The sequence below is a fragment of the Pelagibius sp. 7325 genome (genome assembly GCF_037652055.1).
GTDB lineage: Bacteria > Pseudomonadota > Alphaproteobacteria > Kiloniellales > Kiloniellaceae > Pelagibius.
Genome location: NZ_JBBKAH010000002.1, coordinates 107,569 through 134,298, shown reverse-complemented (window position 1 = coordinate 134,298; position 26,730 = coordinate 107,569). Strand labels below are relative to the sequence as shown.

The window sequence follows — 26,730 nt, the reverse complement described above, 5'->3', positions numbered from 1 at the left end:
TTTATGTTTCATCTTGCCGGCGCTTTGTCCGACCTTACGCCGTGTCACGCTGCCCGCCGCGTCGGCCGGACAGGATAGGGTTGCCGCTCGCAGAGGAAGTCCGGCCGCCGCTGCGAGCCGCCGAAAGGTGCGCCCACGGCATTGCTGATGGCGTTGAACGCGAAGAAAGCGTTGGAGCGCGGGAACGGCGTGATGTTGCTGTTGGAGCCGTGCATGATGTTGCAGTCGAACAGAATCACCGAGCCCGCTTTTCCGGTGGTGCTGAACACGCCGCCGTCTGCGATCAGCCGTCTTAGAGACTCGTCATCGGGAACGCCGTAGTCCTGGCGCTTCAGCGAGGTCTTATAGTGATCTTCGGGCGTTTCGCCGATGCAGGAGACGAACCAACGGTGCGAGCCCGGGACTACCATGAGGGGGCCGTTGAAGGCGTAGTTCTCGGTCAGCGTGATCGAGATGCTGAGCGCGCGCATGCGCGGCATGCCGTCCTCGACGTGCCAGGTCTCGAAATCGCTATGCCAGTAGAACTCCTTTGCACGAAACCCGGGCTTGTAGTTCAGCCGCGACTGGCTGACGTAGACGGCGTCGCCGAGCAGCTGCTCTGCGGCGCCGGCCACGCGCGGATCCTGCGCCAGCTTTGCGAAGAGCGCGCTCGCTTTGTGGATCTCGAACACCGTGCGCAGGTCGCCGCTGGACGGCTCGGTAATGCTGCCTTCGCGTGAAAGCACCTCCGGGTCGCGGCTCAGCCGGTTCATCTCGTCGACAAGCGCCGCGATCTCCGACTCCTGGAACAGGCCTGGGAAAAACAGAAAGCCATCCCGCTCGTAGTCCGCCAGCTGACCCCGCGTTAGCGGCCCTTCGGCGCGCACCTTGTCGTTCCAGACGACGGGGTCAAGGCGCGGCAGCCACCGGGGCTCGGGATCGACACGGGATGGGTAGGGGTCCGCAAAAGAACTCATCTCCTCCTCAAAACGAATGCTTCGACTCGACACACACTCTCTCTCGCTGTTGCTCAGGCTATCTGCGCTGCCGCTCAGGCAACCTCGTCGACTTCCAGCGCATAGGCGCCGTCCGGCCCGTGCACTTCCTTGCCGGTCACCGGCGGGTTGAAGCAACAGGCCATGACCATCTCGGTCTTGCCGCGCAGCACGTGCTTGTCGTGCTTGTCGAGGGCGTACATGACGCCAGGGCGGATCGCGTGAGTCTCGCCTGTGGCGCAGTCTTCGATGGAGCCTTCGCCGGAGATGCAGTAAACCGATTCGAGGTGGTTCTTGTAGTGCATCTGCAGCTCCGCCCCCTCATGGATCGTGGTAATGTGGAAGCTGAAGCCCATCTGATCGCCCTTAAGCAGCAGGCGCACGCTGTCCCACCCTTCCGAGAAGACGTGGCGCTCGCTGTTCCGGGCTTCCTTCAAATCGCGGACAATCATTTTACTTTCGTACTCCTGTTAAGCGGCAGCGGCCTTGCGATGGATTTTGGCGAAGGCCTCGGCGACGATGTCGAGGCCGGCGTCGAGCTGCTCCTGCTTGATGGTCAGCGGGGCCAGCACCTTCACGACCTCGTCATGGGCGCCGGAAGTCTCGATGATGAGCCCGCGCTCGAAGCAGGCGGCGCAGATCGCCGAGGCCGTCTCGCCGTCGCCCACATCGATGCCCCGGAACATGCCGCGTCCCTTGGTGGCATAGCCGTGCTTCTCGGCGATCTCGGCCAGGCGTTTGCCCAAGTGATCGCCCTTCGCGCGCAGCTTCTCGGCGAAGGCGTCGTCTTTCCAGAACTTCTCCAGCGCCACCCTGGCGGTGACGAAGGCGTGGTTGTTGCCGCGGAACGTGCCGTTGTGCTCGGCCGGGCCCCAGATGTCGTGCTCCGGCTTCAGCAGCGCCATGGCGAACGGCAGGCCCATGCCCGACAGCGACTTGGCCATGGTGATGATGTCTGGCGAAATATCCATCTCCTCGAAGGAGAAGAAGCTACCGGTGCGTCCGCAGCCGGCTTGGATGTCGTCGACGATCAAGAGGCTCTTGTGCTTGCGCGCCAGCTTTTCCAGGCGGCGCATGAACTCGGCCGAGGCGACGTTGAGGCCGCCCTCGCCCTGGACCGTCTCGATGATGAAGGCGGCGGGCGCTTCCATGCCGCTGGACGGATCGTCCAGCATCTGCTCCAGCGTCGCCAGGCCCCCCGCCCCGTCGGCGGCGTCGTTCTCCAGGTAACCGTCGTAGGGTACCCGCATGACGCCGTCCAGCGGCAGGCCCGCGCCGCCGCGGTGGTAGCCGTTGCCGGTGCAGGCCAGCGCTCCCAGGGTCACGCCGTGGAAGCCGTTGGTGAAGGCGACAACCTGGCGGCGGCCCGTCACCTTGCGCGCCAGCTTCAATGCGGCCTCGACGGCGTTGGCGCCGGTCGGGCCGGTAAACTGCAGGCGGTAGTCCATGCCACGCGGCTTCAGGATGATCTCCTCAAAGGCCTCGATGAAGGCGGCCTTGGCGTCGGTGTACATGTCGAGGCCGTGAGTGACGCCGTCGCGCAGGATGTAGTCGACCAAGGCGAGCTTCATGTCGGGGTCGTTGTGCCCGTAGTTCAGCGTCGAGCAGCCGGCCAGGAAATCGATGTAGCGACGGCCGTCCTCGGCGATCAACTCGGCGCCCTGGGCGCGTTCGAAGACCGTCGGAAAGCTGCGGCAGTAGCTGCGGATTTCGGATTCACGGCGGGTAAAGGTCTCGATGGCTGCGGACATAAAAGGGCCTCTTTGTCGGTTACGGAACAGGCGGCACGGCGGAGGAGCGGGGGAGGAGCGGGCGGCGCGTCAGGCGACGCGGCGCAGGCCGACCCGGTCGATCGGACCGATCTCAACGAGATGCTCGGTGTCGTGCTGGCCGTCGAAGTGGGTCTCGCGCTCGAAGTGGGGGTCGTCCGAGATCGGCGCGTCCAGGTCGTCGGCGATGGCACGGAACAGCGCCCAGGACGCCGCGTTATCGCGCGTGATGGTGCTGTGGATGTGGCGGACCTTGCGGCAATCCGGGCGCCGCAGCAGTTCGTGGATCAGCCGCTTGGCAACGCCGCGCCCGCGGGCATCGGGGTGCACCGCGACCTGCCAGACAAAAAGGGTGTCGGGCTTGTCGGGCGGCAGATAGCCGGAGATCCAGCCGACCGCCTCGCCATCCAATTCGGCGAGGGCGCAGGTGCTGGCAAAGTGCGAGCACTGCAGCAGGTTGCAATACATCGAGTTGTCGTCGAGCGCGTCAATGCTCTGAATCAGCGCCCACACGGCGGCGCCGTCGGCCTTGCGCGGCTTGCGGAAGCGCAGGGCCTGGCGCTCTTCGGCATCCGTCCCGGCGCGGGTCGCGTCGATGGCTTTCTCTAACTGCATCTCGTGCATCTCCAGGTGTTGAAGAGGTCCGAATAATTTGTACGTCAAACTAAATTGTCAACCGTTAAGGGCCCATGAAGTTCCGGCACCTCTGACCCCATGCCCAGTATCTTCCTTGAAAACCACGCGGATTCTCCAAGATGGTGGAATCGAAGGAAATTTTAGGCAAAAAGGGTTTTTGAAGTGAGAGGAAATTCTCTTTCGTTAGGTGAACTAAATGGATGGTTGGCGGGCTTGAATGCGCACCCTAGAATCCGGCCACGGAAGGCTCGATTCTCGAAGGATCGGCGGGAGGACAGGGAAGACGACATGCAGCGGCGCTCCCAGCAGGCCCTGTCGGCGATGCGGCAAATCCTGCGCGCGACGGAGAACTATGCGCGCAAGCTGGCGCGGGACACCGGGCTGACGGCCTCGCAGCTGCTTCTGCTGCAGGTGCTCGACGAGCACGGCGAAACCACCGCAGGCCAGATCGCCGCCCACATGGGCATTACCCAGGCGACCACCACCAGCCTGCTGCACAAGCTGGAAGCGCGCGGACTGGTGCACCGTCAGCGCGGCGACTCCGACCGCCGCCAGGTGTGGCTGTCGCTGACCGAGGAGGGCCGCGAGAAGCTGGCGGCCGCACCGGATGGCCTGCAGGAGAAGTTCAGGGATCGCTTCGAGAATCTGGCCTCGTGGGAGCAGGCCATGCTGGTCGCCGGACTGGAGCGCGTCGCCGCGCTGCTGGATGCCGAGACGATCGACGCCGCGCCGGTGCTCGACGTCGGCGCCATAGACCGTGAGCAGCACTGAAGGGGGCCGCACTCGGGCGCCCCCTTAGCGGCTGACCACCACCATCTTCTCTATGACGTCGTCCATTTCCCGGTTGTCGACCAGGATGTGCAGCGCTTCCAGGGTGGAGAGCAGGTCGCTCTTCTTGCCGACGCGGATCACCGGATTCTTGCCGGGGATCTGCATGGTGCGCTCGCCGAAGTTCAGCCGTACGAACAGGGCGCCGTTCTCCTCGAACCACCAGGGCTCGGGGTGCTTGTAGGTGATCTGCTTTACGGTCTCGCCGTTTTCCTCGACGAAGACATGGCTTGGATAGCGATAGTCCGGGTCGTGGGCCAGGCCGATCTGGTGATCGAGGCCGGCCAGGAAAATTCGGCGCAGGTCGTCCATGCGGCGGTCGACCAGTTGCTTGCGGCGCTTCGGATTGGCTGTGCGTGGCGCGCGCGCCGGGACAACGAAATCGAGTTCTTCGCGAGAGACGGTAATCGGGGGCCTCCGGGCGCCATCGGCGCCGGCTGTTGTCAGGGAACGGGACCCTACAGCACGAGGCATGAGTTGTCAAAAAGCGACAGTCGGTCGTTTTTACGACAAGTTAAGATTTGTTCCGCGGGGGAAAGACGGCCGGCGGTTTGGGGGGAAACAGGCTCGCCGCCTTGCCCGCACCGCCGCGGCGGTGATAGTTTCGCCGCCGTCGACTAACGGCAGGATTGAAGAAGCAGGGGACGTCTCAGGCGATGGCGGTACAGCAGGACGGCAAAGGCGGCGTTAGCGCCGAGATCAGCTTCGAGGACTTCGCCAAGGTCGATGTGCGGGTCGGCACCATCATCGATGCCCAGCCGTTCCCCGAAGCGCGCCGCCCGGCGATCAAGCTGTGGGTCGACCTGGGCGAGGAGATCGGCGTGAAGAAGTCCTCCGCCCAGATCACCGTGCATTACGACCCCGGCCACCTGGTCGGCAAGCAGGTCGCCGCGGTGGTGAATTTTCCGCCGCGCCAGATCGGCAAGTTCATGTCGGAGGTGCTGGTGCTCGGCTTTCCCGATGCCGAGGGCGAGGTGGTGCTGGTCACCGCCGACCAGCCGGTGCCCAACGGCGGCCGGCTGTACTAGCCCGAATCAGAAAGGGCCGCCTTTGCGGGGCGGCCCTTCCGAAATGCACAGGTGATACAAATCAGGTGATCTTGAAGCGCTGCAGCACGTCGGCGAGGTCGTCGCCGAACTGGGCGCCGCGGCGGATCAGGCCGACGTTCATCGGCAACGCGCGTAGGTCCGGATGGTCCGGGTTCAGGCTGGTCAGCAGCGCAACGGGAATCGATTTGGTCGCCGGCATCGCGGCCAGCGCGCAGGCCAGATCAACGCCGCTCATGCGCGGCATGACCTGGGCGGTGATCACGAGGTCCGGCTTGGTCTCGAGGATCAGCTCCAGCGCCTCGATCGGATTCAGCACGTTGGAGACGCGGTAGCCGCAGGCGGCCAACTCGCGGCCGACGACCTTGGCCGCCGAGCGCTGCGGCAGCACCAGGGTCACCTCCTTGTCCATCACCGTCACGTCTTCGACATTGAAGGTGCTCTGATGCGGCAGCTCGCGCAGCACCTCGGCGACCTTTTCGACGGTCACCTTCTCGCCGTCCAGGACCGCGGAGATGCGGTCGGCGAAGGCGATCAGGTTGTCGGCGTGCTTGGCATCGACGGAGTCGATTTCGCTCAGATACTCGTCGAGGCGGTGGGTCAGCGGCCCGAAACCGGTCAGGTTCACCGCGCGCGCCTTCATGCGCAGGTTGGCCGACTCCTGGGCAAGCAGTTTGGCTGCTTCCTTCGGATTGAGGACGCCGTTCTTGACCTGCTGGACGCGCAGTTCGAGGTTGCTGACAAGGTCGCGCGCCTCGTCGATCACCTCGCTCTCGATCTGCGAGTCTACCTCTTCTTCGGAAATCAACCCATGCGTGACGGCCATTGCCCTCTCCGTTACCTACTTTTCCGGTATTTTTGTCGCAAACTGGAACGCCGCAGCTTAGCCGCACAAGGGTTAAGGCTGTATAAACGCCCGCCGGGGCGGCGGCCTCCGGAAGGGGCGGTCCTGCAACCGAGCCGAGAGACGGGGGCGGTGCCGACACCCGGTGAAGTTCTCGGGCGGGTGCGAGAAGGACGGAGGGCGGCTCAGACGGGCAGCCAGACCCGCACGCGCAGGCCGCCGCCGGGCGCGCTCTCCAGAGCCACGTCGCCGCCGTGACTGCGCGCCACATCCCGCGCGATGGTCAGGCCCAGGCCGATGCCGCCGGTCGCCGGATTGCGCGATTGGTCGAGGCGGAAGAAGGGCTTGAAGACATCTTCGTGGCGCGCCGGCGGAATGCCCGGGCCGTCGTCGTCGACGGTCACCTCCACCGCGTGCTTGCGCCGGCCGGCGCGCACCGCCACCTGGGTGCCGTGGCGCTGGGCGTTTGCGATCAGGTTGGTCAGGCAGCGCCGCATCCCCTCGCGGCGCAGCGGCAGGATGAGATCCTGCTCGACATGCAGGTCAACGGCGCGGCCGTCGCGTGTCATCTGGGCGACCACGTCGCGCAGCAACACGCCCAGATCGGTGGGGGCCGGCGTCTCCTGGCCCTCGCCGCGGGCAAAGGCCAGATAGCCCTCGACCATGTGCTCCATCTCGGCAACATCGGACTGGAGGTATTTCACGTCGGGCACGTCGGTCAGCATCTCCAGCTGCAACTTCATGCGCGTCAGCGGCGTGCGCAGGTCGTGGCTGACGCCGGCCAGCATCTCGGTGCGTTGCTGGATCTGGCGCTGGATGCGGTCGCGCATGTTGATGAAGGCGGCCGCGGCCTGGCGCACCTCGGTTGCGCCCTCCGGCTTGAAGTCCTGCACCTCCCGACCCTTGCCGAAACTTTCCGCCGCCCGCGCCAGGCGGCGGATCGGCTTTACCTGGTTGCGCATGAAGATGACGGCGATGCCGAACAGCAGGACAGAACTGCCGATGGTCCAGGAGATGAAGATGTAGGTGGTGGAGGAAAACAGCCGTTCGTCGGTCACCAGCACCCGCAGCACGCCCTGGGGCAGCTGCACCAGAATTTCGACACGGTCCTCGATCGAGCGGGCATCGATCACGAACGGCAGGCCGAGGCGCTCCTGCAGGGCGTCCTCCAGCCGCAATTCTACGACCGTGCGCACCCGCGGCCGGGCCAGCTGCGGGAGCTCGTTGCCTTCCAGCAGGGTGAGCCGCAGCTGCATGGTGTTGCGCGCGATGTTGAAGACTTCACGATGCTGCTCGACCGATGGATCGCGCATCAGCAGGGTCGTTACCGCGGCGACGTCGCCGGCCAGGCCCTGTGCCAGGCGCTTGGTGATGGTGTTGTAGTGGCGGTCGTAGAACACCCAGGTGGAGATCACCTGCATGAGGATGAGCGGCGTGATGATGATCAGCAGCGAGCGGCCGAGCAGGGAGCGTGGCAGGAAGCGGCGGACCGGTCCGGGTCCGCCGTGCGGATAGAGCGGATCGGGCGGAGTGATCATCGCGACAGCAACCGTCGGGGAGGGAGCACGGGCGTCAGGACTGCATCAGTCGGGCATCAGCACGTAGCCGGTGCCGCGCACGGTCTGCAGGTAGCGGGGGAACTTGGGGTCGTCCTCGATCTTGCGGCGCAGCCGCGTCACCTGCACGTCGATGGTTCGCGCGTTGCCGCTGAACATGCTTTCCTCACCCAGGTCGTCGCGGGTGATCGGCTCGCCGGCGCGCTGGGCCAGTGCCTTGAGCAGCGAGGCCTCGGCCGTGGTCAGCCGCACGAGGGCACCGGCCTTGGTGAGCTCCTCGCGCTCCAGGTCGAAGCAGAACTTGCCGAACACCACCTTGCGCGGCGGCAGCGCCGTGGGCGGCGGCGGCACGCGGCGCAGGATGGCGTTGATGCGCAGCACCAGTTCGCGCGGTTCGAAAGGCTTGGGCAGGTAGTCGTCGGCGCCGCACTCGAATCCGGCGATGCGGTTCTCCGTCTCGTTCATGGCGGTCAGTAGCAGGATCGGCACGGCGTTGTCGCGGCGCAGCGTCTCGGTCAGCTGCAGGCCCGTCTCGCCGGGCATCATGATGTCGAGCACCAGCAGGTCAAAGGCGATGGACGTGAGCTTCGCGCGCGCGTCGGCGGCGTCGGCGGCGGTGGTGACGCGGAAGCCCTGCTCGCTGAGATAGCGCTGCAGCAGGTCGCGCAGGCGCGTATCGTCGTCGATGACCAGGATGTGCGGCTGTTCCGCCACGGCGTGATCGCTGGCTGGCTGACTCGCGGGCTGGCTCATGGGGCCGGAGTATAGGCCGGGCCGACAGGCCCCGCCAGCGACAGATGGCCGTGTTGGCGCCGCTGCCTCAACGGCGGACGGCTGACTTCGAGAGCGACGGCTTGGCTGGCGCCGGCTTGCCCGCCAGGCTTTTCGGGGCAAGCCCCTTGGCCGGTGCCTCGGGACGCTCGAAGCGGGCGCGGTCGGCCTCGTCGATGATGTTGATGAGCACCGTGCGGAAACCCTCTACCGCCTCGGCGCCGGCGGCGCGGTAGGCGCGGGCGATGCGGATGCGCTGCTGCTCCGTCAGCTTGTGCTCCAGCTCGCGGCCCTTGTCGGTCAGTTCCAGGAGGCGCTGGCGGCGGTCGTGCAGGCCGGGACGCTGGGTGATGAAGCCGTCCTGCACCAGCTGGCTGAGCACCCGCGAGAGCGACTGCTTGGTGATGCGCAGGATGGCCAGCAGCTCGGACACGGTGATGCCGGGATTGCGGCCGACGAAGTAGATGACCCGGTGGTGGGCGCGCCCGAAGCCGTAGTCCGCCAGGATCTGGTCCGGCTCGCCGGTGAAGTCGCGGTAGGCGAAGAACAGCAGCTCCATCGCCTGGCGCAATTCCTCCTCGCGCAGGAAGAGGGGATTGGGACCACCTTTTACGTCAGCCATGTTGACATATCTGCCTAATCTTGTTACATAGATATAGCAATATTTGATCGAAAGTATCAAATCGGAACTATTAACGGAAAAAAATCTCTGATTGGTTAGCCTTGCTGACGGATATTCCGTAAGGTTCCGGGCTGAATTCAGGGCTCTCCTGGGATGATAGGGGGAGCGGACGGTGGCCCCATTTTGTGGGGGATTGGGCCGCTCATTGCAACGATCTATAAGGCTCCGGCGAAGCTTAAGGCGGGGGCGATAGATAACTGAGGTTTAGGGACGAAACGACCATGTCCATCATTCCCTTCGACGACCGCGACGGCGTCATCTGGTACAATGGCGAGCTGCGCCCGTGGCGCGACGCCAAGCTGCACGTGCTGAGCCACGGCCTGCACTATGGGTCCTGTGTGTTCGAAGGAGAGCGTTCCTACGCCGGGCGCATCTTCAAGATGGAGGAGCACCACGACCGTCTGATCGCGTCGGGCAAGCTTTTGGGCTTCAACGTGCCCTACAGCCGCCAGGAGATCGACGCGGCGGCCATGGCGGTGCTGGAGGCCAACGGCATTTCGGACGGCTACCTGCGTCCGGTCGCCTGGCGCGGCAGCGAGATGATGGCCGTCTCCGCCCAGCAGACGAAGATCCACGTCGCCGTCGCCGCCTGGCAGTGGCCAGCCTATTTCACGCCGGAGGCCCGTATGAAGGGCATCCGCATGACCATCGCCGACTGGAAGCGCCCGTCGCCGGAAACCGCGCCTTGCCGCTCCAAGGCCGCCGGCCTGTACATGATCTGCACGCTTTCCAAGCATTCGGCCGAGGGCAAGGGCTACAATGACGCCCTCATGCTCGATTACCGCGGCTTGATCGCGGAGGCGACCGGTGCCAACGTGTTCCTGGTGCAGGACGGCAAGATCCACACGCCGACGCCGGACTGCTTCCTCGACGGGATCACCCGCCGTACGGTCATCGACCTCGCCAAGCGGCGCGGCTACGAGGTGATCGAGCGGGCGATCAAGCCGGAGGAACTCGGGAAGACACAGGAAGTTTTCCTAACGGGTACCGCGGTGGAGGTGACTCCGGTGGCCGAGATCGACAATTACACGTTTCAGGCGGGTGAGATCACCCGCAACCTGGTGAACGATTACGACGCCCTCGTGCGCAAGCACGCGGCGGCCAGCGCCGCCTAGCGCCGCAGACATCGGTCCTAAGAAGACCGGGCGGCGCAACGGAGGCGCCGCCCGGTTTTTTTATTTTTAGGGAATTAAGGAGACTCCTCGATGTCCCGTGCTTTCGTGAAGGAAGACGACGCCGGTACGCCGGAAGAGAAGGTCGACCTGCCGGTCAGCGAGCATCCCAACTTCGTCACCCCGGCGGGGCTTCAGATGCTGCGCGACAAGGTGAAGCAGTACGAGGCCGAGCGCGCGAAGCTGAAGGAGCACGGCACCGAACTGTCCAGCCAGTCGCACCTGCCGCGCGTCGAGCAGGAGGTCCGCTACTGGGAGGAACGCTTGCGCACGGCGATCCTGGTCGACCCCGCTAAGCAGCCGCGCGACAAGGTCGCCTTCGGCGCCGTGGTGACGGTCGAGGACGAGGACGGCAAGCCGCACGACTACCAGATCGTCGGCGAGGACGAGGCCGAGCCGCAGAACGGCAAGGTCTCCTACGTCTCGCCGCTGGCCCGCGCCCTCGACGGCGCCGAGGTCGGCGACAGCATCACCTGGAAACGCCCAGCCGGCGACCAGGAGTTGGAGGTCATGGCGATCAAGTACGAGGGGTAGGCCGCCGTTTCTACCTGGATTCAGGCGCTCGCCTGATGATCGACCAACTCGACGAGATCTGGTGGGAGGATTCCTGGCTGCTGGGCTGGGAAAAGACGGACGACCTGCTGGTCCTTTACGTTGATGTTCATTTACGGCGCGATCACCCGCTGTTTGAGCCCTTCGATGAGAAGAAGCATGTCGGCTGCTACAAGACGGCACGTCTTTCCGTCAGCGGACCCCAACAGGTGAGCGGTCTCCCTTCAGCGCGTCACGATCCGCAGTGGAATCCTGCAATGGACGAATACAAGGACGTTGGCGACATCGACGTTATGAACCTCGGCGGCGACGGACGCGGGTTCGTGATGGAAGTGGGGGCGGCAAAGGTTGCTGATAGTTTCCGGCTTGAGGTCAAAGGTCGGTCTGTCGATTTGATTGTCGAAGCCTTCTAGCCGCCACGCTTCGATCGGCCAGGGTGTCCTACTCCGCCACGTCGGGGGCTTCCTTCACTCAGCGGGTGGCGGTCAGTAGCCGGCTTCTTTCTGATGTCGAAAAGCGAGAATGTAGATGGCGTCATGGGAGGCTTCGTAGCGATCGAGCGCCACATAGCCTGAATCGCCGAAAGGAATGAGGAGTTCCCGCAGGTCTGCAACGTCGTCCAGCGGCCTGCCCATGGCCGGGTGGTGTTCCAGCAATTCGAATTGCCGGAGAATGGCTTGCGCCGCGCGGCGGGCCGCCTCCGGGTTCTTCTGCGCCAGGAACCCTCGACTGATTTCCAGCCCCCGTGCTGCCCCTTCGGTAACGACTACTCGTGGCAATCGGGGGTTTCCGTCTCCGCGTCACTACCCCAGGTCTCCAGCCAGTCGCGCAGTTCGTCGCCGCTGAGGTGCCGCCCGGTCTCCTGAAAGGCGGTCCAGGAAGCCAGCGCCTCCTCCTTGAAGCGCTCGCGGGCTTCCTCGCGCTCGACGTACTCGCGGATCGCCTCGCGCATCAGCGCGTGCGGCGAGCGTTGACGGCGCCCGGCCAGGCGCTTCAGGCGGTCCGCAAGTTCCACATCGAGCTTGACCGAGGTGGCCATCGGGGAGGTTCCGTTATTGCCAGGTATTACCTTTCAATACTAGGCGCCCTTTGCGGGGCTGTCCATGGCTGCCAATCCGGCGACAGGGCCTGGGGGTGAGGCGAAGGAGCTCGGCTAAGTGAGGCCGACTATTCCTTTGGCGCGGCATCGAAGCCTTTACGAAGCCAACCGATGCTTCCATAAGGCGTTTCGTAGATATCGAGCTGGTTTTCTTCGATAGAAACCCAGTTTGCCACGACATAGAAGCGATTGGTGCCCGAAACGATAACCGTTGTCCGGTACTTGTCGTAGAATTTGTCGGTTTGGGCTCTCAGGCGGGTGCGCTCTTCATTCCGCCGCGTCGGGGTCCTTCTTGACCCAGCGGGCGGCGGCGGTGTCGTCGCTGTCGCGGGCGTCGACCCACTGGGCGCCCTCTTCGGTCTCTTCCAGCTTCCAGAAGGGGGCCTTGGTCTTCAGCCAGTCCATGAGGAATTCGCAGGCTTCGAAGGCGGCCTGGCGGTGGGCGGAGGCGGTGGCGACCATCACAATCTGATCACCGGGCTCCAGGCGGCCGTAGCGGTGGATGATGAGGCTCGCCTCCAGCGGCCAGCGTTCTTTCGCTTCTGCCTCGATCTCGGCCAGCATCTTCTCGGTCATCGCCGGGTAGTGTTCCAGCGTCATGGCGGAGATTTCGCTGCCACCCGCCAGATCGCGCACCAGGCCGACGAAGACGGCAACGCCGCCGATGGCATGATTGCCGTCGGTGAGCCTGGCCATTTGCTGGCCGACATCGAAGTCTTCTGCCTGGACGCGGATGCTCATTGCTTATGCTTGCCTTCGGGAAGGGCGGCTCCGGCCCGCTCCCCCTCCCGGCCACCCCACGGTAGTATCCTATGGGTGGCCGGGAGGGGGAGCGGGCCGGAGCCGGAAATCGAGCGCAGCGAGAACAAGAGTCAGCCTCCCGTCACCGGCGGGAAGAGGGCGACCTCGTCGTTGGGCCCGACGGGATCGCCGGGCTTGGCATAGCTCTGGTTCACGGCGACGCGGATGGCGCCGCGGTCGGAAAGCGCGTCGGCGAAGTTGGCCCCGCGCCCTTCCAGCCAGCTCAGCAACTCGCCGACCGTGGCGACGCCCTCGGGCAGCGCCACGTCCTCCTCGGCCATGCCGGTCTTGGTCTTCAGCCAGGCGAAATACAGCAGTTTCACGGTCACTCTTTCCTAAGGCTTGCCATCGGGCCCTGCGGCCCGCCTCGCCCTTCGAGACGGCGCTTTTAGCGTCTCCTCAGGGTGAGGCTCTATCCTTATCTCTGACCTCGTCCTGAGGAGCTTGCGAAGCAAGCGTCTCGAAGGATGGGCCACCCTTCCAATATAGCTACTGCGCCACTTCGCTGAAGGGCAGGAATTCGACCATCGCGCCGGCCTCCAGGCGGGTCAAGTCCTCGGGCAGTTCGATGAGGCCGTCGGCGGCGACCAGGGAGGAGAGGATGCCGGCGCCGTCGCGCGGGAATTTTTCCGCTGTGAGGCCGCCGGACGCATCCTCGACTAGATGCGCGCGCACCCACTCGCGGCGGTCCTTCTTCTTCTTGTGGTCGAAGCCGGCGCGCACGCGGAAGGTATGCGGCGGCGCATCCTTGCCGCCCATGAGGCGCAGGATCAGCGGGCGCACGATGGTGAGGAAGGTGACCACCACGGCGACCGGGTTGCCGGGCAGGCCGACGAAGGGGACGCGGCCGACCTGGCCGAGGGCGATGGGGCGGCCCGGCTTCACCGCCAGGCGCCAGAGGTGCAGCTTGCCCAGCGCCTCGACGGCGGACTTCACGTGGTCCTCCTCGCCGACGGAAACGCCGCCGGAGGTCACCAGCAGATCGTGCCTGCCCCTGGCCTCGTCGAGTGCTGCGCGCACGACATCAAACTTGTCCGGCAGGATACCGAGGTCGTCGACCGCGCAGCCGAGCCCCGTGAGCAGCGCGTGGATCGTGTAGCGGTTGGAATCGTAGATCGCGCCGGGCTCGAGGTCGCTGCCCGGCTCGCGCAGTTCGTCGCCGGTGGAGAACAGCCCGACCTTCAAGCGGCGGGATACCAGAACCTCGCGGCGGCCGACGGCGGCGGCCTGGCCGACATCCTGTGGGCGCAACTTCTGCCCCTTGTGCAGTACGACGCTGCCCGCCTTCACGTCCTCGCCGATCTCGCGCGCATTGGCGCCCTTCTTGATGCCGGGGCGGACGACGACATGATCGCCGTCAATCTCGCAGTCTTCCTGCATCATCACGGTGTCGGGGCCGCCCTTCTCACCGGCGGGAAGCCGCGCGCCGGTGAAGATGCGGATCGCGCTGCCGCGCGTTGCTTCGGGCAGCTTCATCTGGCCGGCGGTGACGCGGCCGGAGACCGGCAAGCGGGTATTGCCGTCCGGGTCGAGGTCGGCGTGGAAAACCGCGTAGCCGTCGACGGCCGAGTTCGGCGCCGGCGGGATGTCGACCGGCGAGACGATGTCTTCGGCGAGGATGCGTCCGAGGGCGTCGTGCAAGGCCACGGGCTCGCTGGCGGTCACCGGCACGATGGTGTCTGACAGCAACCGGCGCGCCTCGTCGACACGCATCAGCGGGCCGCCCTGGGCGAAGCAGTCGTCGCTGAGCTGCGCCATTACTCGGCGGCGCCCTTTCGCGCCCTTTCGGCGAGGCCGCAGTGCGCGACGATGAAGTCGGCGATGGCCTCGACGTCGTTCAGGTCGAGGCGCGGCACCGGCAAGCCGGACAGGTCCGCGTCGCTGGCCACGGCGACCACCTTGGGGTCGTCCGGCTGAATCAGGGGCTTGCCGTGGGCGGGGCGGTGGATCTCGATCTTTTCGTGGCCCTCGGCCTTCCAGCCTTCGATGATCAGCAGGTCGACCTGGGTCATGTGCTGCATCAGGTTGCGGCTGTCGGGTTCGGCCTCGTCGCGCAGCTCGTGCATCAGCGCCCAGCGCCTGCCCGACCCGATCATCACCTCGGTCGCGCCGGCGGCGCGGTGCTCGAAGGAATCCTTGCCGGGCTTGTCGACGTCGAAGGCGTGATGGGCGTGCTTCATGGTCGACACCTTGAGGCCGCGGCGCACCAGGGCCGGAATCAATTGAACAATGAGCGTGGTCTTGCCGCTGCCGCTCCAGCCGGCGAGGCCGATGACCTTCATACTACCTTCGCTCATCGGCCGGCGTTCTCCTGACCGACCATGTGCTTCAGGCCGCGCGCCGTGTAGTCGTAGCCGGTGACGGCGGTGAGGATGCCGGCGATCCACAGGCCGATCTCGCCGATCAGGGAGACCTGCAGGACGGCCGGGCCGGCGTCGCCGACGATGAGGAAGCCGAGCGCCACCATCTGAATGGCGGTCTTCCACTTGGCGAGCCCGGTGACCGGCACCGAAACCTTGATCTCCGCGAGGTACTCGCGCAGGCCGGAGACCAGGATCTCGCGGGCCAGGATGATGATGGCCGGGATCACGGCGAGGCCGGCGATCTCCTGGGTGGCGACAAGCATGACGATCAGGGTGGCCACCAGCAGCTTGTCGGCGATGGGATCGAGGAAACGGCCCAACGGCGAGATCTGGTTCATGTGGCGGGCGAGGTAGCCGTCGAAGTAGTCAGTGACGCAGGCCATGACGTAGCCGGCGAAGGCGATCCAGCGATAGAACGGCGTGTCCACGTAGATCAGTGCCAGCAGCAGCGGAATCGCCGCGATGCGCGACAGCGTCAGAATGTTGGGCAGGCTGGTCAGCATGGGTCCCGGTTCTTCCTCCTGAAGAGCTGCCCGCCGCCGGTGCCGCGGACCTCCCGTTTCCAAACCTCTTGTATCATAGCAGCCCGGCGCGACCCAGGGGGGTGGGCAGGCCTCAAGGGCGGAAAATCGCCCTAAAAGCTCAACCTTCCGGTCTGTCAGCCATCCCGGTGAAAGTGGTCATAAATCTTGCGGGCGACCGTCTTGGAAATGCCTTCCACCGCTTCCAGGTCGGCGAGGCCGGCGCGGGCGACGGCCCGGGCGGCGCCGAAGTGCAGCAGCAGGGCTTTCTTGCGCCTGGCGCCGATGCCCGGAACCTCGTCGAGGGCCGAGCGGAGGCGTGCCTTGGAGCGGCCGGCCCGGTGGGTGCCGATGGCGAAGCGGTGTGCCTCGTCGCGCAGGCGCTGGAGGAAGTAAAGCGCCGGGTCGCGCGGCTGCAGCATGAAGGACGGTTTGCCGGGCAGGAAGATGCGCTCGCGCCCGGCGTCGCGGTCCGGGCCCTTGGCGATGGCGGCGATCGGCAGGTCGCTCAATCCCAGGTCGGCCAACACTTCGGCGCCCACCGCCAGCTGGCCCTGACCGCCGTCCAGCAGCACCAGGTCCGGCCATTGGCCGCCGCTGCGTTCCGGATCTTCCTTCAGGCTGCGCTGGAAGCGCCGGGTCAGCACCTCGCGCATCATGGCGTAGTCGTCACCGGCCTCGGTCTCGGGGTCCTTGATCTTGAACTTGCGGTAGGCATTCTTGCGGAAGCCCTCGGGCCCGGCCACGATCATGCAGCCGTAGGGCTCGCCGCCCTGGGTGTGGCTGTTGTCGTAGACCTCGATGCGCTCGGGTGTGGAGTCCAGGCCGAAGATCTCCGCCACCTGTTCGAGCAGCTTGCGCTGGCTGCTGCTCTCCGCCAGGCGCCGGGCCAGCGCTTCCCGGGCATTGTGCAGGGCGTTCTCCACCAGCTTGCGCTTGGCGCCGCGCTGCGGGCGGGTCAGCTCCACCTTCGCCTCGGCCTTCATCGACAAGGCCTCGGCGATGAGGGCCTGTTCCTCCAGGCCGTGGCTCAGCAGCACGAGACGCGGCACCGGCTTGTTGTCGTAGAACTGGGCAACGAAGGCGCCCAGCACCTCCTCGATGGTCAGGCTCCTGTCGTGGCTGGGGAAATAGGCCCGGTTGCCGTAGTTGCGCCCGGCCCGGAAGAAGAACACCTGGATGCAGATCTGGCCGCCTTCCTCGTGCGCGGCGATGACGTCGGCGTTGTCGACCCCCTCGATATTGATGTCCTGGTGCGCCTGAATCTGCGAAAGCGCGCGGATGCGGTCGCGGTAGACGGCGGCGGTCTCGAAGTCGAGGTGCCCCGCCGCGTCCTCCATCTTGGCGGCCAGCTGCTGCTGCACCTCCTGGGAATTGCCGGTGAGGAACTTGCGCGCCTGGGTGACGAGGTCGCGGTAGTCAGGCGCCGAGATGCGCTCCACGCAGGGCGCCGAACAGCGCTTGATCTGGTACATCAGGCAGGGCCGCGTGCGCACCGAGAACACCCCGTCGCTGCAGGAGCGCAGCAGGAAGGCGCGCTCCAGCGCGGTGATAGTGCGGTTCACCGCGCCGGCCGAGGCGAAGGGGCCGAAGTAGTCACCCTCGCGGGTGTGGGCGCCGCGATGCTTGGTGATCTGCGGGATGGCGTGGTCGGCGGTCAGCAGGATGTAGGGAAAGGACTTGTCGTCGCGCAGCAGCACATTGTAGCGCGGCATCAGGCGCTTGATGAGGTTGCTCTCCAGCAGCAGGGCCTCGACCTCGGTGTGGGTCTCGACGACCTCCATGGCCACGGTCTCGGCCACCATGCGCTGCAGGCGGCGCGGCAGCTTGGCGATCTGGGTATAATTCGTCACCCGCCGCTTCAGACTGCGCGCCTTGCCGACGTAGACCGCGTCACCCTTGCGGTTCAGCATGCGGTAGACGCCGGGGCTGGACGAGAGAGTCTTCACTGTGTCGGCGATGACCGTCACGCCGCGCGCCAGACCCTCGCCCAGCCCGGAGAGATCGACGTCCTCGCCTTCCGTGATGAAGGGTTCGGCCGGATCCTCCTCCATGCCCATGGCGGAGCGCTTGCCGCCGGCGGAAGGATCCTTGAGAGCGCTTCTGGCGCGGAGGCGCGCGGCGGAGGATCGTTTCGGGGCTTTCGTCATGCGGGGGAACAGGGTCCGGGTCTTGCGGCTCTGGAATCGGGCTGAGGTGTCGAGTCGTGCTGATAAGCTGTTCAGCAAGCAAAGCAATCGCCGCCTGCCCGGTCAATCGCCGCCTGCCGCCACGGAGGCCGCCCTGACCGCCCCATGAATGCGGTGCCCAAGACCGGCAGCAGTCCGCACCCGGGATTGCCAAAGAGAGGGGTCGATTCTATCCACCAAACCTGTGGATAAAACTGTGGCTATCCAGGACCTCCACAAGGCGCTTCTTAGGAAATTCTACATTTTTATTAATCTGCCTATTATTTAGGCAAAAGTAGTTAGGTCATTGATTTCTAGTATGAAAAACCAAGTCAAGATTAAAGTTAACGCTAACGTCGCAATTCTGTCATCGACTCTCGGGTGTTTTTGGCGGCTGCGAGAGCCCTGTGTACAACTCGGTATCCGCGGCGCCGGATTGGCTTCTGCTGCAAAGGCTTAGCGTGGTCCGGCTAGGCCTGGCCGCTTCGCCTTCGGCGCGCAATCTCGACGCCGATACCACCGATATCCGCGTAGCGGTCCAATTTCTCGATGCGCACCCTGGTCTCGCTGACCGGCGGAAAGCCGAAACAGACATCCGACAGTTCCTCCGCCAGAGTTTCCAGGAGGCGGAAGGTGGTGCCGAGGCAGTGGTTGCGCACGGCCTTGGCGAGACGGCCGTAGTCGACCACTTCGGTAATGGTGTCGCGCACCGGCGGCGGGTAGTCGACCAGGAGTTCGACGTTGATGCGCAGGCGCTGGCGCCGGGCGCGCTCCTCGTCGCTGACCCCGATGCTGCAGGACAGCGTCAGGTCGCGGATCAGGATGCGCTGCGACAGCACGTCGGACTTTACGCGGTCGCCGGTCTGGCGGGGCTCAGTGATGGACATCGGGGACTCTCGCTTTGACCGGCCCGCGCCGAGTGCGCGGCGGCGGCTGCGGTTCTCAGGAACAGGATGAGGAAGGCATCCTAGGGCCGTGCCGGCGCGGTCTCAACCGCCGGAGCGCCGCTTGCTGGCGCTGTTGCGGCAGCGCCATGGGGTGCATCGAAGGAAGCCTGCTTGTGCGGGTCGAACTGGTACCAGACAAAGGCCAGATAGAGCAGCACGAAGACGGCCCCCTCGATGCGGGTGATATGCCGGCCGGTCAGCATCACCGGCACCGCCAGCAGGGTCACCGCCGCCAGCACCCAGATGTCGAAATTCAGCACCTCCGGGGCCACGGTCACCGGGGTGATCATGAAGAGCGCGCCGAGAATCAGCAGGATGTTGAAGATGTTGGAGCCCAGCACGTTGCCCAGGGCCACTTCCGTGTGGCCGCGCATGGCCGCGATGATGGCGGTGGCCAGCTCCGGCAGCGAGGTGCCGACGGCGACCAGGGTCAGGCCGATGACGGTCTCCGACACGCCCGCCGCCCGTGCGATGGTTGTGGCGCCGCGCACCAGCAGCTCCGAGCCGCCGGCCAGCGCAATGATGCCGCCAACGATGAGGGCGGCAGCAATCCATACCGACTTCGGCGTCGCGCCGGCCTCCTCGATTGCCTCCAGGCCGGTCTCGGTGTCGTTGCCGCCGCGCCGCTCGATGACGTAGCTCATTACCAGGTAGCCGCCCATCAGCAGGATCATGACGGCGCCGTGGACGAAAGTGAGGGTCTGGAAGCAGGCCAGCAGAATGAACACGGCAGTGGCCGCGACCATGGCCATGGTGTCGCGCAGGATGCGCTTTGGCTCGCGTTCGATGGGGCAGAGCAGGGCCGCGAGGCCGAGAATCAGCAGGATGTTGGCGATGTTGGAGCCGACCACGTTGCCGACCCCGATGTCGGTCGCGCCTTGCAGGCCGGCGGTGACGGTAACCACCAGTTCCGGCATGGAGGTCGCCATGGCGACCACGGTCAGGCCGATGAGCAGCGGCGACAGGCCGAAGCGCAGAGACAGGCCGACGGCCCCGCGCAGCAGCACCTCACCCCCGACAAACAGCAGCGCGAGACCACCTCCGGCTTGCAGGAATGCGAGGGCTGTCATGTGGGACGGGGTACCAGGGCGGTTGCAACATAAAGGCGGCAGACGCCAGACCCCCGTGGGCGGGGCCGGCTGTCCGCCGCTACGAGCGGCACAATGGCCAAGCACGGCTTAGATGTCGACCCCCGGCGGATTTTTCAATGGCAGAAAGCGGCGCCGAGGGCGGAAAGCCCCGGACGCCGCGCGGCGGGCCTACGCTTTTTCGTCCTTCTTGCCGCTGTCGCCGGCAGCCGCTGGTTGAAGTTTCAGGGCTGCCGAGTTCATGCAATAGCGCAGGCCGGTCGGTTGCGGCCCGTCGGGAAATACGTGGCCCAGATGGGCGTCGCAGGCTGCGCAGAGCACCTCGGTGCGGCGCATCCACAGCTTGCGGTCCTCCTTGGTCGCCACCGCCTGCTCGCTCACCGGCTGGTAGAACGACGGCCATCCGGTCCCGGAGTCGAACTTGGTTTCGGAGGAGAACAGAGGCTCGCCACAGACCACGCAGCGATAGGTGCCCGGCGTCTTGCTGTCGTGGTAGCGGCCGGTGAAGGCGCGCTCCGTGCCGCCCTCCTGGGTGACGTGATATTCCTCGGGGCTCAGGCTTTGCCGCAATTCCTCGCGGCTTTTCTTCACTTTCGCAGTCATCGAGAGACCTCCTTCTGCCGGGCGGGGTGCCGATTAGGGGCCATACGCTTGCCGGACTTCCGACTATTTCGGCGCGGTGAGGGAGATTGGCAAGTCACAGGTCGATGATCGCGTGCCGGGCTGCAGGACTTTAAGCGTAGATTCGGCGCTTCAATGTGAAATTATAATCAAACGAACTAAATTTGACGATGGAGGTCGAGCGCAACTTCAGCTCTTCGGCCGCTTCAGGTTCTCCAGAGTCTCGTGGAGGGCCGAGAGGAAGGCGGAGCGGTCGCGCTGCGAGAACGGCTTGGGTCCGCCGGTCACCTGGCCGGCCTCGCGCAGTTCGGCCATGAGGTTGCGGCTGGCGAGCGCCATGCCGATGGAGCGGTCGGAAAAGCCCTTGCCGTTGTGCGCCAGCACCGCCGCGCCCGCCTTCACGCAGCGTGCGGCCAGGGGAATATCGGCGGTGATGACCACATCGCCGGGCCCGGCACGCTCGGCGATCCAGTCGTCGGCGGCATCGAAGCCGCCGCCCACGACCACGCGCTTGATCAGGGGGTGCACCGGCAGGGCGATGATGTCGTTGGCGACCACCTGCACGGTCCAGCCGTGGCGCTCGGCGACCTTGTAGATCTCCTGCTTCACCGGGCAGGCATCGGCGTCCACGTATATCGTGCCTGGGATGGTGCCCACCGCCTTGTCGCTCGCCGGCGGAACCCTAGCGTCGCTTGCCACGGTACTTGCCTTTACCCTTGCGCGACTTGCTGGCGGCGCCGGCCTGGGCGATGCGGTCGGCGAAGCCGCCGGCCCCGCCACCCTGGCCTGTCGGCATGCCGGGCTTGTCGAGGCCGAGGTCGTGATCCTGCAGGCGCTTGATCTCGTCGCGCAGGCGTGCCGCTTCCTCGAACTCCAGGTCGGCGGCGGCCTCGCGCATGCGCTTTTCCAGGTCGGCGATGTAGGCCTGCAGGTTGTGGCCGACCAGGTGCATGGCCTCGGCATCGCCGGTCTTCACCGTCACGTGGTCGCGCTCGTAGACGCTCTCCAGGATATCGGCGATCCGCCGCTTGATGGATTCCGGGGTGATGCCGTTGGCGGCATTGAAAGCCTGCTGTCTCTCGCGGCGGCGGTTGGTCTCCTCCAGCGCCGCCATCAGGCTGTCGGTCATCTTGTCGGCATAGAGCACGACGCGCCCGTCGACGTTGCGCGCCGCCCGGCCGATGGTCTGGATCAGCGAGCGGGTGGAGCGCAGGAAGCCTTCCTTGTCGGCATCCAGGATGCAGACCAGGGCGCATTCGGGGATGTCCAGGCCCTCGCGCAACAGGTTGATGCCCACCAGCACGTCGAACACGCCGAGCCGCAAGTCGCGAATGATCTCGATGCGCTCCAGCGTATCGACGTCGGAGTGGATGTAGCGCACCTTGAGACCCGCCTCGTGCAGGTACTCGGTGAGGTCCTCGGCCATGCGCTTGGTCAGCGTGGTCACCAGGGTGCGCATGCCTTTCGCGGCGACGTCGCGGCACTCGGCGATCAGATCGTCGACCTGGCTTTCGGTTGGGCGGATGATGCACAGCGGATCGATCAGGCCGGTGGGGCGGATGATCTGCTCGACGAAGACGCCGCCGGTCTGCTGCAGTTCCCAGTCACCGGGCGTCGCCGAGACGTAGACCGTCTGTGGGCGCATCTGCTCCCACTCCTCGAACTTCAGCGGGCGGTTGTCGATGCATGACGGCAGACGGAAGCCGAACTCCGACAGGGTCGACTTGCGCGCGTAGTCGCCGCGGAACATGCCGTTCAGCTGGCCGACGGTGACGTGGCTCTCATCAACGAACAGCAGGGAGTCTTCCGGCAGGTACTCGAAAAGGGTCGGCGGCGGCTCACCCGGCTTGCGGCCGGTCAGATAGCGCGAGTAGTTCTCGATGCCGGCGCAGGAGCCCGTCGCCTCGATCATCTCGATGTCGAACATGGTGCGCTGCTCCAGCCGCTGGGCCTCCAAGAGCTTGCCCTGCTGGGTGAAGACGTCGAGTTGGACCTTAAGGTCCTGCTTGATCAGCTTCACCGCCTGCTGCAGCGTCGGGCGCGGCGTCACGTAGTGGCTGTTGGCATAGACCTTTATGGCATCCAGCGAGCCGGTCTTGTCGCCGGACAGCGGATCGAACTCGTTGATGCTCTCTACTTCGTCGCCGAACAGGGTCAGGCGCCAGGCGCGGTCCTCGTAGTGGGCCGGGAAGATGTCGATGGTGTCGCCGCGCACGCGGAAGGCGCCGCGCTGGAAGGCAGTGTCGTTGCGCTTGTACTGCAGCTCGACCAGTTTCTTCAGCAGCTCGGCGCGGTTGACCTCCTGGCCCGCTTTCACCTCCACCGTCATGGTGGCGTAGGTTTCCGGCGAGCCGATGCCGTAGATGCAGGAGACCGAGGCGACGATCACCACGTCGCGCCGCTCGAAGAGGGCGCGCGTCGCCGAGTGGCGCATGCGGTCAATCTGCTCGTTGATCGAGCTTTCCTTCTCGATATAGGTATCGCTGCGCGGGACGTAGGCTTCCGGCTGGTAGTAGTCGTAGTAGGAGACGAAGTACTCCACCGCGTTGTCGGGGAAGAACGACTTCATCTCGGCATAGAGCTGGGCGGCCAGGGTCTTGTTCGGCGCCAGCACCAGCGCAGGGCGCTGGACCTCGGTGATGACCTGGGCGGCGGTGAAGGTCTTGCCGGAGCCGGTCACGCCCAGCAGCACCTGGTCGCGTTCGCCCTGCTTCAGTCCCGCGGTCAGCTCGGCGATCGCCTGCGGCTGGTCGCCCGCCGGCCTGTAATCGGAGTCGATGCGGAAGGGCGTGCCCAGGGGCACGTTGACCGGTTTGACCGGAAAGGGGGCGGTGGCCGGGTTCGACATGCCCCTTTATATGCGCTTCACCCCCGCCGTTGCCAGGGGGGAGGGCCGGGGCGTCCCGCTGGCTCCTGTCACCTGTGTGTCAGGAGCGAAGAAAAATCACAGCAGGGGCGCAAACAGCAGCAGGGCGGCACCGGCACCCACGGCAAGACAGACGCAAAGGCAGAGCCGCGTCAGCCAGCGGCGCAGCGCGGAGCCGCGGGCGAGGGGCTGGTGGGTGGTGAACTGGGCGGGGTCAAACAGCATTACAGCGCAGGGGCACCAAGGGGGGCACCGTCTCCAAGTGGCGTCCCCCCGGACGCCGGTTGCAGGAACGCCGCTTCCCCAAGCGGCGGGCTCGTCGTGGTGTCTTCGGGAGTCTTCTCGGTTTCGGCCAGGGCTTGCGCCGTCACCGCGTAGCGCAGCGGCCCGCCCGGGTCGACGGCGTCGAAGGGCCAACAGGTGACCAGGGTCACCAGTTCCGCCCCTTGCGCTCGCTGCGCCGTCACCGGATGACGCAGGTCGAGCACCTGGTGGCCGCGCACCCCGTAGTCGCGCCATCTCCCGTCGCGGCCCTGCAGGCTGAAGCGGGCGCCGTCGGCGAGATCGCGCAGGAAGGCGAAATGGGTATCGCGGTGGCCGCTGAAAATGCGGTGGTTGAGGCCCTCGGTGCCCGGCACCACGGCGGGGCCGAAGGCGAGGGTGCGCCCGCTCGCCCCCGCCAGGACATAGAGATCGACGTCCAGGTCGGGCACTTTCAGGCGCGCCACCGGCCAGGTATCGGCCCAGGGCCAGGGCTTCACTTCTTCGCCGCCGGCCAGCGTCGCGCTCCAGGCGCGGTCGAGCAGGCGCTGGGCCAGCCAGGCCTTGCCGTGGATGGCGGCGGCCCCGCCGAGCTGCCACAGGCCGAGGGCCAGCGACAGCAGGGCGAGGCCGACCAGAACCCGGTTCTGGGCCATCCGGCTGAGGGTGAAAGCCTTAGCCACGCGGATCCCCCGCACGGCGCCGGCGGTGCATCACCAGCAGGATCAGCGCCAGCGCCAGCAGCAGGTAGGCGCTCCCGACAACGGCCATGCGCTCGGCCGGGGTCGCCGTCTGCGGCAGGCTGACCGCGGCGCCGTCGGCGCGGGCCTGCTGCAGCAGCGGCGCTGGCAGGGTGACGCGGCGCATGGACGCTTCCTCGGCAACCTCCAGGGGAGTCTGGGCAAAAGGCACCGGCGTGGGGATCGCCCCCTGTTGTGTCGCCGCGGGGTCGGCCGTGGGATCGATCGCCGCGTCGCCGAACACCTTGCCGGCGTCCCAGCCGGCAGGCAGGTCGCGGGCGACCTCGCCGCTCTGCAGGTCTTCGTCCCGCGGGCGCGCCACGGCTTCGTCGATGGCGACAAGGGAGGTGTAGCGGGTGACCAACTGGTGATCGAGGGCCAGCGCCAGCGCCTCGGCGCGGATCGCCGTGCGGTCGATGTCGTTGTCCTGCACGCGGTAGAGCCCGTCCTCGATCTGCGTCAGCTTGGCGCGCGCCCACAGCGCGGCGACACCGGGCGCGTTCGTCAGGCCGGTCAGCGCCACGCGTTGCTGCCAGGAACCTTCGGCCGCGTTGCCGGTGACCAGCAGTTGGCCATCCAGCTTGTCGAGATCGACGCCCTCGAGCCGCACGGCGAAGGTGACCGGCTCGCCGGCGTAGAGGTCGGGCAGCGGGGTCGGGTAGAGCTCGATGCGCTTGCCCGCCGAAAGCGGCCAGCCGACGCGGATGTCGGTCAGCGCCGGCTGCTCCAGCTTGGCCAGCAGCGCGCTCATGCGCGTCTCCACCTCGCCCAGGTCGCCGATATAGGTGAAGCTGCCGCGGCCCAGTTCGGCCGCCTTGCGCATGAAGTAGCTGTTGGGTGCCGAGCCGATGCCGACGGTGAAGAGACGGCTGTCGCCGAGCTTTTCGGCGACGTGACGGAACAGTTCGTCCTCGTTGCCGACCGCCGCGTCGGTGATGAAGACCACCTGGCGCAGGAAGCCGTCGTGGGACTGATTGTCGAGCGACAGGTCGAGCGCCGGCAGCATCTCGGTGCCGCCGTCGGCCTCCAGCGCGCTCACGTAGTGCCAGGCCTGCGCCACGTTGCCGACGCTGGCGGCGGCGGGATGCGGGAAGAGGGCGTGGGTCTGGTTGTTGAACTGGATGACGTTGAAACGGTCTTCCGGGTTCAGGCGCTTCAGGGCGGTGATCAACGCGGTTTTAGCCTGGTCGATGGAGGCGCCGTGCATGGAGCCGGAGGTGTCGATGACGAAGATCACCTCGCGCGGCAGGGCGGGGCTCGACAGCGGCGCCGGCGCGCCGGCTTTGGACTCGCCGGCTTGGGACTCGGCGGCGTTGGACTCGCCGGACGGCGGCATCATCATGACCAGCAGGTGGGCGTCGGCGCCGGCCTGCTCGGCGAAGACCGCGGCGCGCGGTTCCGCGCTCGGTGCGGGCTGCCACTCGACCACGAAGTCGCGGTCGGCCGGCACTGCGTCCGCTTTCAGGGTCATGGTCTGGCGGCCCTCGCCGTCGGACTGGATGACCACCGGGTGGTAGAGGCTGCGCAGGCCGGCGAGCGGCATGCCGGCGTTAAGATGCAGGGTGAGCGACAGCGGGTTGGCGGTCTCGGGGTCGGTGTCGAGCCTGTCGGTGTTGACGGGGCCGAAGAGGTCGCGCGGCGCGTCCTCGGCGGTCCGCACGACAGCCGGCGACGGGCCGGGGGTGCGGGCGGGGGCCTCCGCGACCTCCGCGTCGTCCGGCGCCGGGGTGTAGCGCGGCGCCACCACCATGGGGAAGCGCAGGGCGAAGACGCCGTTGTCGTAGGTGACGGCGTCCTGGAAGCCGATCTCCACCGTGATGTCCTCGCCGGGGCCGATGTTGGCGACGGCGGTGACGAAGACGTTGGGGCGCTCGCCGCTCACCAGGCTGGCGCGCTGGCCGTTGGCGGCGGCTTCCTTGTAGGCGCGCTCGGCTTCGGCCTTCTCCATGATGCGGCCTTCGACCCGGCGCTCGCCGATCACCATGGTCAGGCGGTCGACGGCGGAGCGTTCGGGCAGCGGGAAGACGTAGATCCCTTCCAGCCAGCGCCCCGTCGGATTGTGGAAGACCTGGCGCACCGTGGCGCGGGCGACCATGCCGTTCACCTCCAGGTCGACGGCGGTCTTCAGGGTCGGCGCCTGCAGCACGCTACCGTCCGGGCCGGCGCGGAAGAACAGGCCGATGGGGCCGTCATCCGCTGCCGCCTGGGCCCGTGTAAGGGGGGCCTCGGCGCGGGCCGCCAGGCTGCCCAGCATGACCACCAGAACCAGTGCCAGGGCGGCCGCCATGACGGTGAGGCTGCGCCAGTGGGCGCGGCCCAGGCGGGGCGGGATGACGGCATCGAGGCCGAGGTGGCGGGTTGGCAAAGGCAACGGGTCGTGTCGCATGGTTATCCCCCGGGTTTTTCATCGGACCAGTCGCGCGCG

Annotated in this window: 30 protein-coding genes; 5 read left to right on the top strand and 25 right to left on the bottom strand. The window is 66.3% G+C overall.

Features of this window, described 5'->3' with window-relative positions; translation table 11 throughout:
• Positions 1 to 44: 44 nt before the first annotated feature.
• The 4 genes from thpD to ectA form a co-directional block, all read right to left on the bottom strand.
• Positions 45 to 956 carry an ectoine hydroxylase gene (gene thpD / locus WDC82_RS02505; protein ID WP_340115675.1) on the bottom strand — a complete coding sequence of 304 codons (912 nt, stop codon included), beginning with the start codon at positions 954 to 956 and terminating at the stop codon, positions 45 to 47.
• A gap of 74 nt (positions 957 to 1,030) precedes the next feature.
• Entirely contained in the window at positions 1,031 to 1,426 is a 396-nt protein-coding gene (locus WDC82_RS02500) for an ectoine synthase (RefSeq protein ID WP_340115674.1), read from the bottom strand.
• A gap of 18 nt (positions 1,427 to 1,444) precedes the next feature.
• A complete protein-coding gene (gene ectB, locus WDC82_RS02495; protein ID WP_340115673.1) occupies positions 1,445 to 2,725 on the bottom strand; it encodes a diaminobutyrate--2-oxoglutarate transaminase in 1,281 nt (426 codons plus the stop codon).
• A gap of 69 nt (positions 2,726 to 2,794) precedes the next feature.
• Positions 2,795 to 3,358 (bottom strand): diaminobutyrate acetyltransferase, encoded by a 564-nt coding sequence (gene ectA / locus WDC82_RS02490; RefSeq protein ID WP_340115672.1) that lies wholly within the window; start codon positions 3,356 to 3,358, stop codon positions 2,795 to 2,797.
• 309 nt (positions 3,359 to 3,667) lie between these two features.
• On the opposite strand from ectA, the gene WDC82_RS02485 reads away from it, so the two are divergent.
• Positions 3,668 to 4,150, top strand: a complete 483-nt coding sequence (locus WDC82_RS02485) for a MarR family transcriptional regulator (protein ID WP_340115671.1) — start codon at positions 3,668 to 3,670, stop codon at positions 4,148 to 4,150.
• Positions 4,151 to 4,174: 24 nt separating this feature from the next.
• Here WDC82_RS02485 and WDC82_RS02480 read toward each other — a convergent pair whose 3' ends face one another.
• Complete coding sequence (locus WDC82_RS02480; RefSeq protein ID WP_340115670.1) at positions 4,175 to 4,519, bottom strand: hypothetical protein; 345 nt, start codon at positions 4,517 to 4,519, stop codon at positions 4,175 to 4,177.
• Between the two features lie 344 nt (positions 4,520 to 4,863).
• Here WDC82_RS02480 and WDC82_RS02475 point away from each other — a divergent pair, with 344 nt between their 5' ends.
• A complete protein-coding gene (locus WDC82_RS02475; protein ID WP_340115669.1) occupies positions 4,864 to 5,235 on the top strand; it encodes a tRNA-binding protein in 372 nt (123 codons plus the stop codon).
• Positions 5,236 to 5,296: 61 nt separating this feature from the next.
• On the opposite strand, the gene WDC82_RS02470 is transcribed toward WDC82_RS02475, so the two are convergent.
• The 4 genes from WDC82_RS02470 to WDC82_RS02455 form a co-directional block, all read right to left on the bottom strand.
• Positions 5,297 to 6,079, bottom strand: coding sequence for a hypothetical protein (locus tag WDC82_RS02470; RefSeq protein WP_340115668.1), 783 nt, complete (start codon positions 6,077 to 6,079; stop codon positions 5,297 to 5,299).
• A 203-nt stretch (positions 6,080 to 6,282) separates the two neighbouring features.
• The gene (locus WDC82_RS02465) at positions 6,283 to 7,635 is read right to left on the bottom strand and encodes an ATP-binding protein (protein ID WP_340115667.1); all 1,353 of its coding nucleotides are present in this window, start codon (positions 7,633 to 7,635) and stop codon (positions 6,283 to 6,285) included.
• 45 nt (positions 7,636 to 7,680) lie between these two features.
• Positions 7,681 to 8,406 (bottom strand): response regulator, encoded by a 726-nt coding sequence (locus WDC82_RS02460; protein WP_340115666.1) that lies wholly within the window; start codon positions 8,404 to 8,406, stop codon positions 7,681 to 7,683.
• A 67-nt stretch (positions 8,407 to 8,473) separates the two neighbouring features.
• Positions 8,474 to 9,046, bottom strand: coding sequence for a MarR family transcriptional regulator (locus tag WDC82_RS02455; RefSeq protein ID WP_340115665.1), 573 nt, complete (start codon positions 9,044 to 9,046; stop codon positions 8,474 to 8,476).
• A 281-nt stretch (positions 9,047 to 9,327) separates the two neighbouring features.
• Here WDC82_RS02455 and WDC82_RS02450 point away from each other — a divergent pair, with 281 nt between their 5' ends.
• The 3 genes from WDC82_RS02450 (at position 9,328) to WDC82_RS02440 (ending at position 11,243) form a co-directional block, all read left to right on the top strand.
• Positions 9,328 to 10,221, top strand: coding sequence for a branched-chain amino acid aminotransferase (locus WDC82_RS02450; RefSeq protein WP_340115664.1), 894 nt, complete (start codon positions 9,328 to 9,330; stop codon positions 10,219 to 10,221).
• A 90-nt stretch (positions 10,222 to 10,311) separates the two neighbouring features.
• Entirely contained in the window at positions 10,312 to 10,812 is a 501-nt protein-coding gene (locus WDC82_RS02445) for a GreA/GreB family elongation factor (RefSeq protein WP_340115663.1), read from the top strand.
• A 35-nt stretch (positions 10,813 to 10,847) separates the two neighbouring features.
• Positions 10,848 to 11,243: a hypothetical protein gene (locus WDC82_RS02440; protein WP_340115662.1), complete on the top strand. Its 396-nt coding sequence runs from the start codon at positions 10,848 to 10,850 to the stop codon at positions 11,241 to 11,243.
• A 72-nt stretch (positions 11,244 to 11,315) separates the two neighbouring features.
• On the opposite strand, the gene WDC82_RS02435 is transcribed toward WDC82_RS02440, so the two are convergent.
• The 16 genes from WDC82_RS02435 to WDC82_RS02360 form a co-directional block, all read right to left on the bottom strand.
• Positions 11,316 to 11,609, bottom strand: a complete 294-nt coding sequence (locus WDC82_RS02435; protein WP_340115661.1) for a type II toxin-antitoxin system RelE/ParE family toxin — start codon at positions 11,607 to 11,609, stop codon at positions 11,316 to 11,318.
• Complete coding sequence (locus tag WDC82_RS02430) at positions 11,597 to 11,869, bottom strand: ribbon-helix-helix protein, CopG family (RefSeq protein WP_340115660.1); 273 nt, start codon at positions 11,867 to 11,869, stop codon at positions 11,597 to 11,599. The genes WDC82_RS02435 and WDC82_RS02430 overlap by 13 nt, the downstream gene beginning before the upstream one ends.
• A gap of 327 nt (positions 11,870 to 12,196) precedes the next feature.
• Entirely contained in the window at positions 12,197 to 12,670 is a 474-nt protein-coding gene (moaE, locus tag WDC82_RS02425) for a molybdopterin synthase catalytic subunit MoaE (protein WP_340115659.1), read from the bottom strand.
• A gap of 131 nt (positions 12,671 to 12,801) precedes the next feature.
• Positions 12,802 to 13,053, bottom strand: coding sequence for a molybdopterin converting factor subunit 1 (gene moaD, locus WDC82_RS02420; protein WP_340115658.1), 252 nt, complete (start codon positions 13,051 to 13,053; stop codon positions 12,802 to 12,804).
• Positions 13,054 to 13,219: 166 nt separating this feature from the next.
• Positions 13,220 to 14,488 carry a gephyrin-like molybdotransferase Glp gene (gene glp / locus WDC82_RS02415; RefSeq protein ID WP_340115657.1) on the bottom strand — a complete coding sequence of 423 codons (1,269 nt, stop codon included), beginning with the start codon at positions 14,486 to 14,488 and terminating at the stop codon, positions 13,220 to 13,222.
• Positions 14,488 to 15,012 carry a molybdopterin-guanine dinucleotide biosynthesis protein B gene (gene mobB, locus WDC82_RS02410; protein ID WP_340116943.1) on the bottom strand — a complete coding sequence of 175 codons (525 nt, stop codon included), beginning with the start codon at positions 15,010 to 15,012 and terminating at the stop codon, positions 14,488 to 14,490. Before mobB ends, glp begins: the two co-directional genes overlap by 1 nt.
• 11 nt (positions 15,013 to 15,023) lie before the next feature.
• Positions 15,024 to 15,596: a CDP-diacylglycerol--glycerol-3-phosphate 3-phosphatidyltransferase gene (pgsA, locus tag WDC82_RS02405; protein ID WP_340115656.1), complete on the bottom strand. Its 573-nt coding sequence runs from the start codon at positions 15,594 to 15,596 to the stop codon at positions 15,024 to 15,026.
• A 155-nt stretch (positions 15,597 to 15,751) separates the two neighbouring features.
• A complete protein-coding gene (gene uvrC, locus WDC82_RS02400) occupies positions 15,752 to 17,668 on the bottom strand; it encodes an excinuclease ABC subunit UvrC (RefSeq protein WP_370661538.1) in 1,917 nt (638 codons plus the stop codon).
• Between the two features lie 584 nt (positions 17,669 to 18,252).
• Positions 18,253 to 18,669, bottom strand: coding sequence for a dihydroneopterin aldolase (locus tag WDC82_RS02395; RefSeq protein WP_340115655.1), 417 nt, complete (start codon positions 18,667 to 18,669; stop codon positions 18,253 to 18,255).
• A gap of 80 nt (positions 18,670 to 18,749) precedes the next feature.
• Positions 18,750 to 19,799 (bottom strand): calcium/sodium antiporter, encoded by a 1,050-nt coding sequence (locus tag WDC82_RS02390; protein WP_340115654.1) that lies wholly within the window; start codon positions 19,797 to 19,799, stop codon positions 18,750 to 18,752.
• Positions 19,800 to 19,988: 189 nt separating this feature from the next.
• Positions 19,989 to 20,420 carry a peptide-methionine (R)-S-oxide reductase MsrB gene (msrB, locus tag WDC82_RS02385; protein ID WP_340115653.1) on the bottom strand — a complete coding sequence of 144 codons (432 nt, stop codon included), beginning with the start codon at positions 20,418 to 20,420 and terminating at the stop codon, positions 19,989 to 19,991.
• A 207-nt stretch (positions 20,421 to 20,627) separates the two neighbouring features.
• Positions 20,628 to 21,074: a YaiI/YqxD family protein gene (locus WDC82_RS02380; RefSeq protein ID WP_370661537.1), complete on the bottom strand. Its 447-nt coding sequence runs from the start codon at positions 21,072 to 21,074 to the stop codon at positions 20,628 to 20,630.
• Positions 21,075 to 21,120: 46 nt separating this feature from the next.
• The gene (gene uvrB, locus WDC82_RS02375) at positions 21,121 to 23,286 is read right to left on the bottom strand and encodes an excinuclease ABC subunit UvrB (RefSeq protein ID WP_340115652.1); all 2,166 of its coding nucleotides are present in this window, start codon (positions 23,284 to 23,286) and stop codon (positions 21,121 to 21,123) included.
• 96 nt (positions 23,287 to 23,382) lie between these two features.
• Positions 23,383 to 23,529, bottom strand: coding sequence for a hypothetical protein (locus tag WDC82_RS02370; protein ID WP_340115651.1), 147 nt, complete (start codon positions 23,527 to 23,529; stop codon positions 23,383 to 23,385).
• Complete coding sequence (locus WDC82_RS02365; protein WP_340115650.1) at positions 23,529 to 24,248, bottom strand: class GN sortase; 720 nt, start codon at positions 24,246 to 24,248, stop codon at positions 23,529 to 23,531. The genes WDC82_RS02370 and WDC82_RS02365 overlap by 1 nt, the downstream gene beginning before the upstream one ends.
• Positions 24,241 to 26,691, bottom strand: coding sequence for a marine proteobacterial sortase target protein (locus WDC82_RS02360; protein ID WP_340115649.1), 2,451 nt, complete (start codon positions 26,689 to 26,691; stop codon positions 24,241 to 24,243). Before WDC82_RS02360 ends, WDC82_RS02365 begins: the two co-directional genes overlap by 8 nt.
• Positions 26,692 to 26,730: the final 39 nt, after the last annotated feature.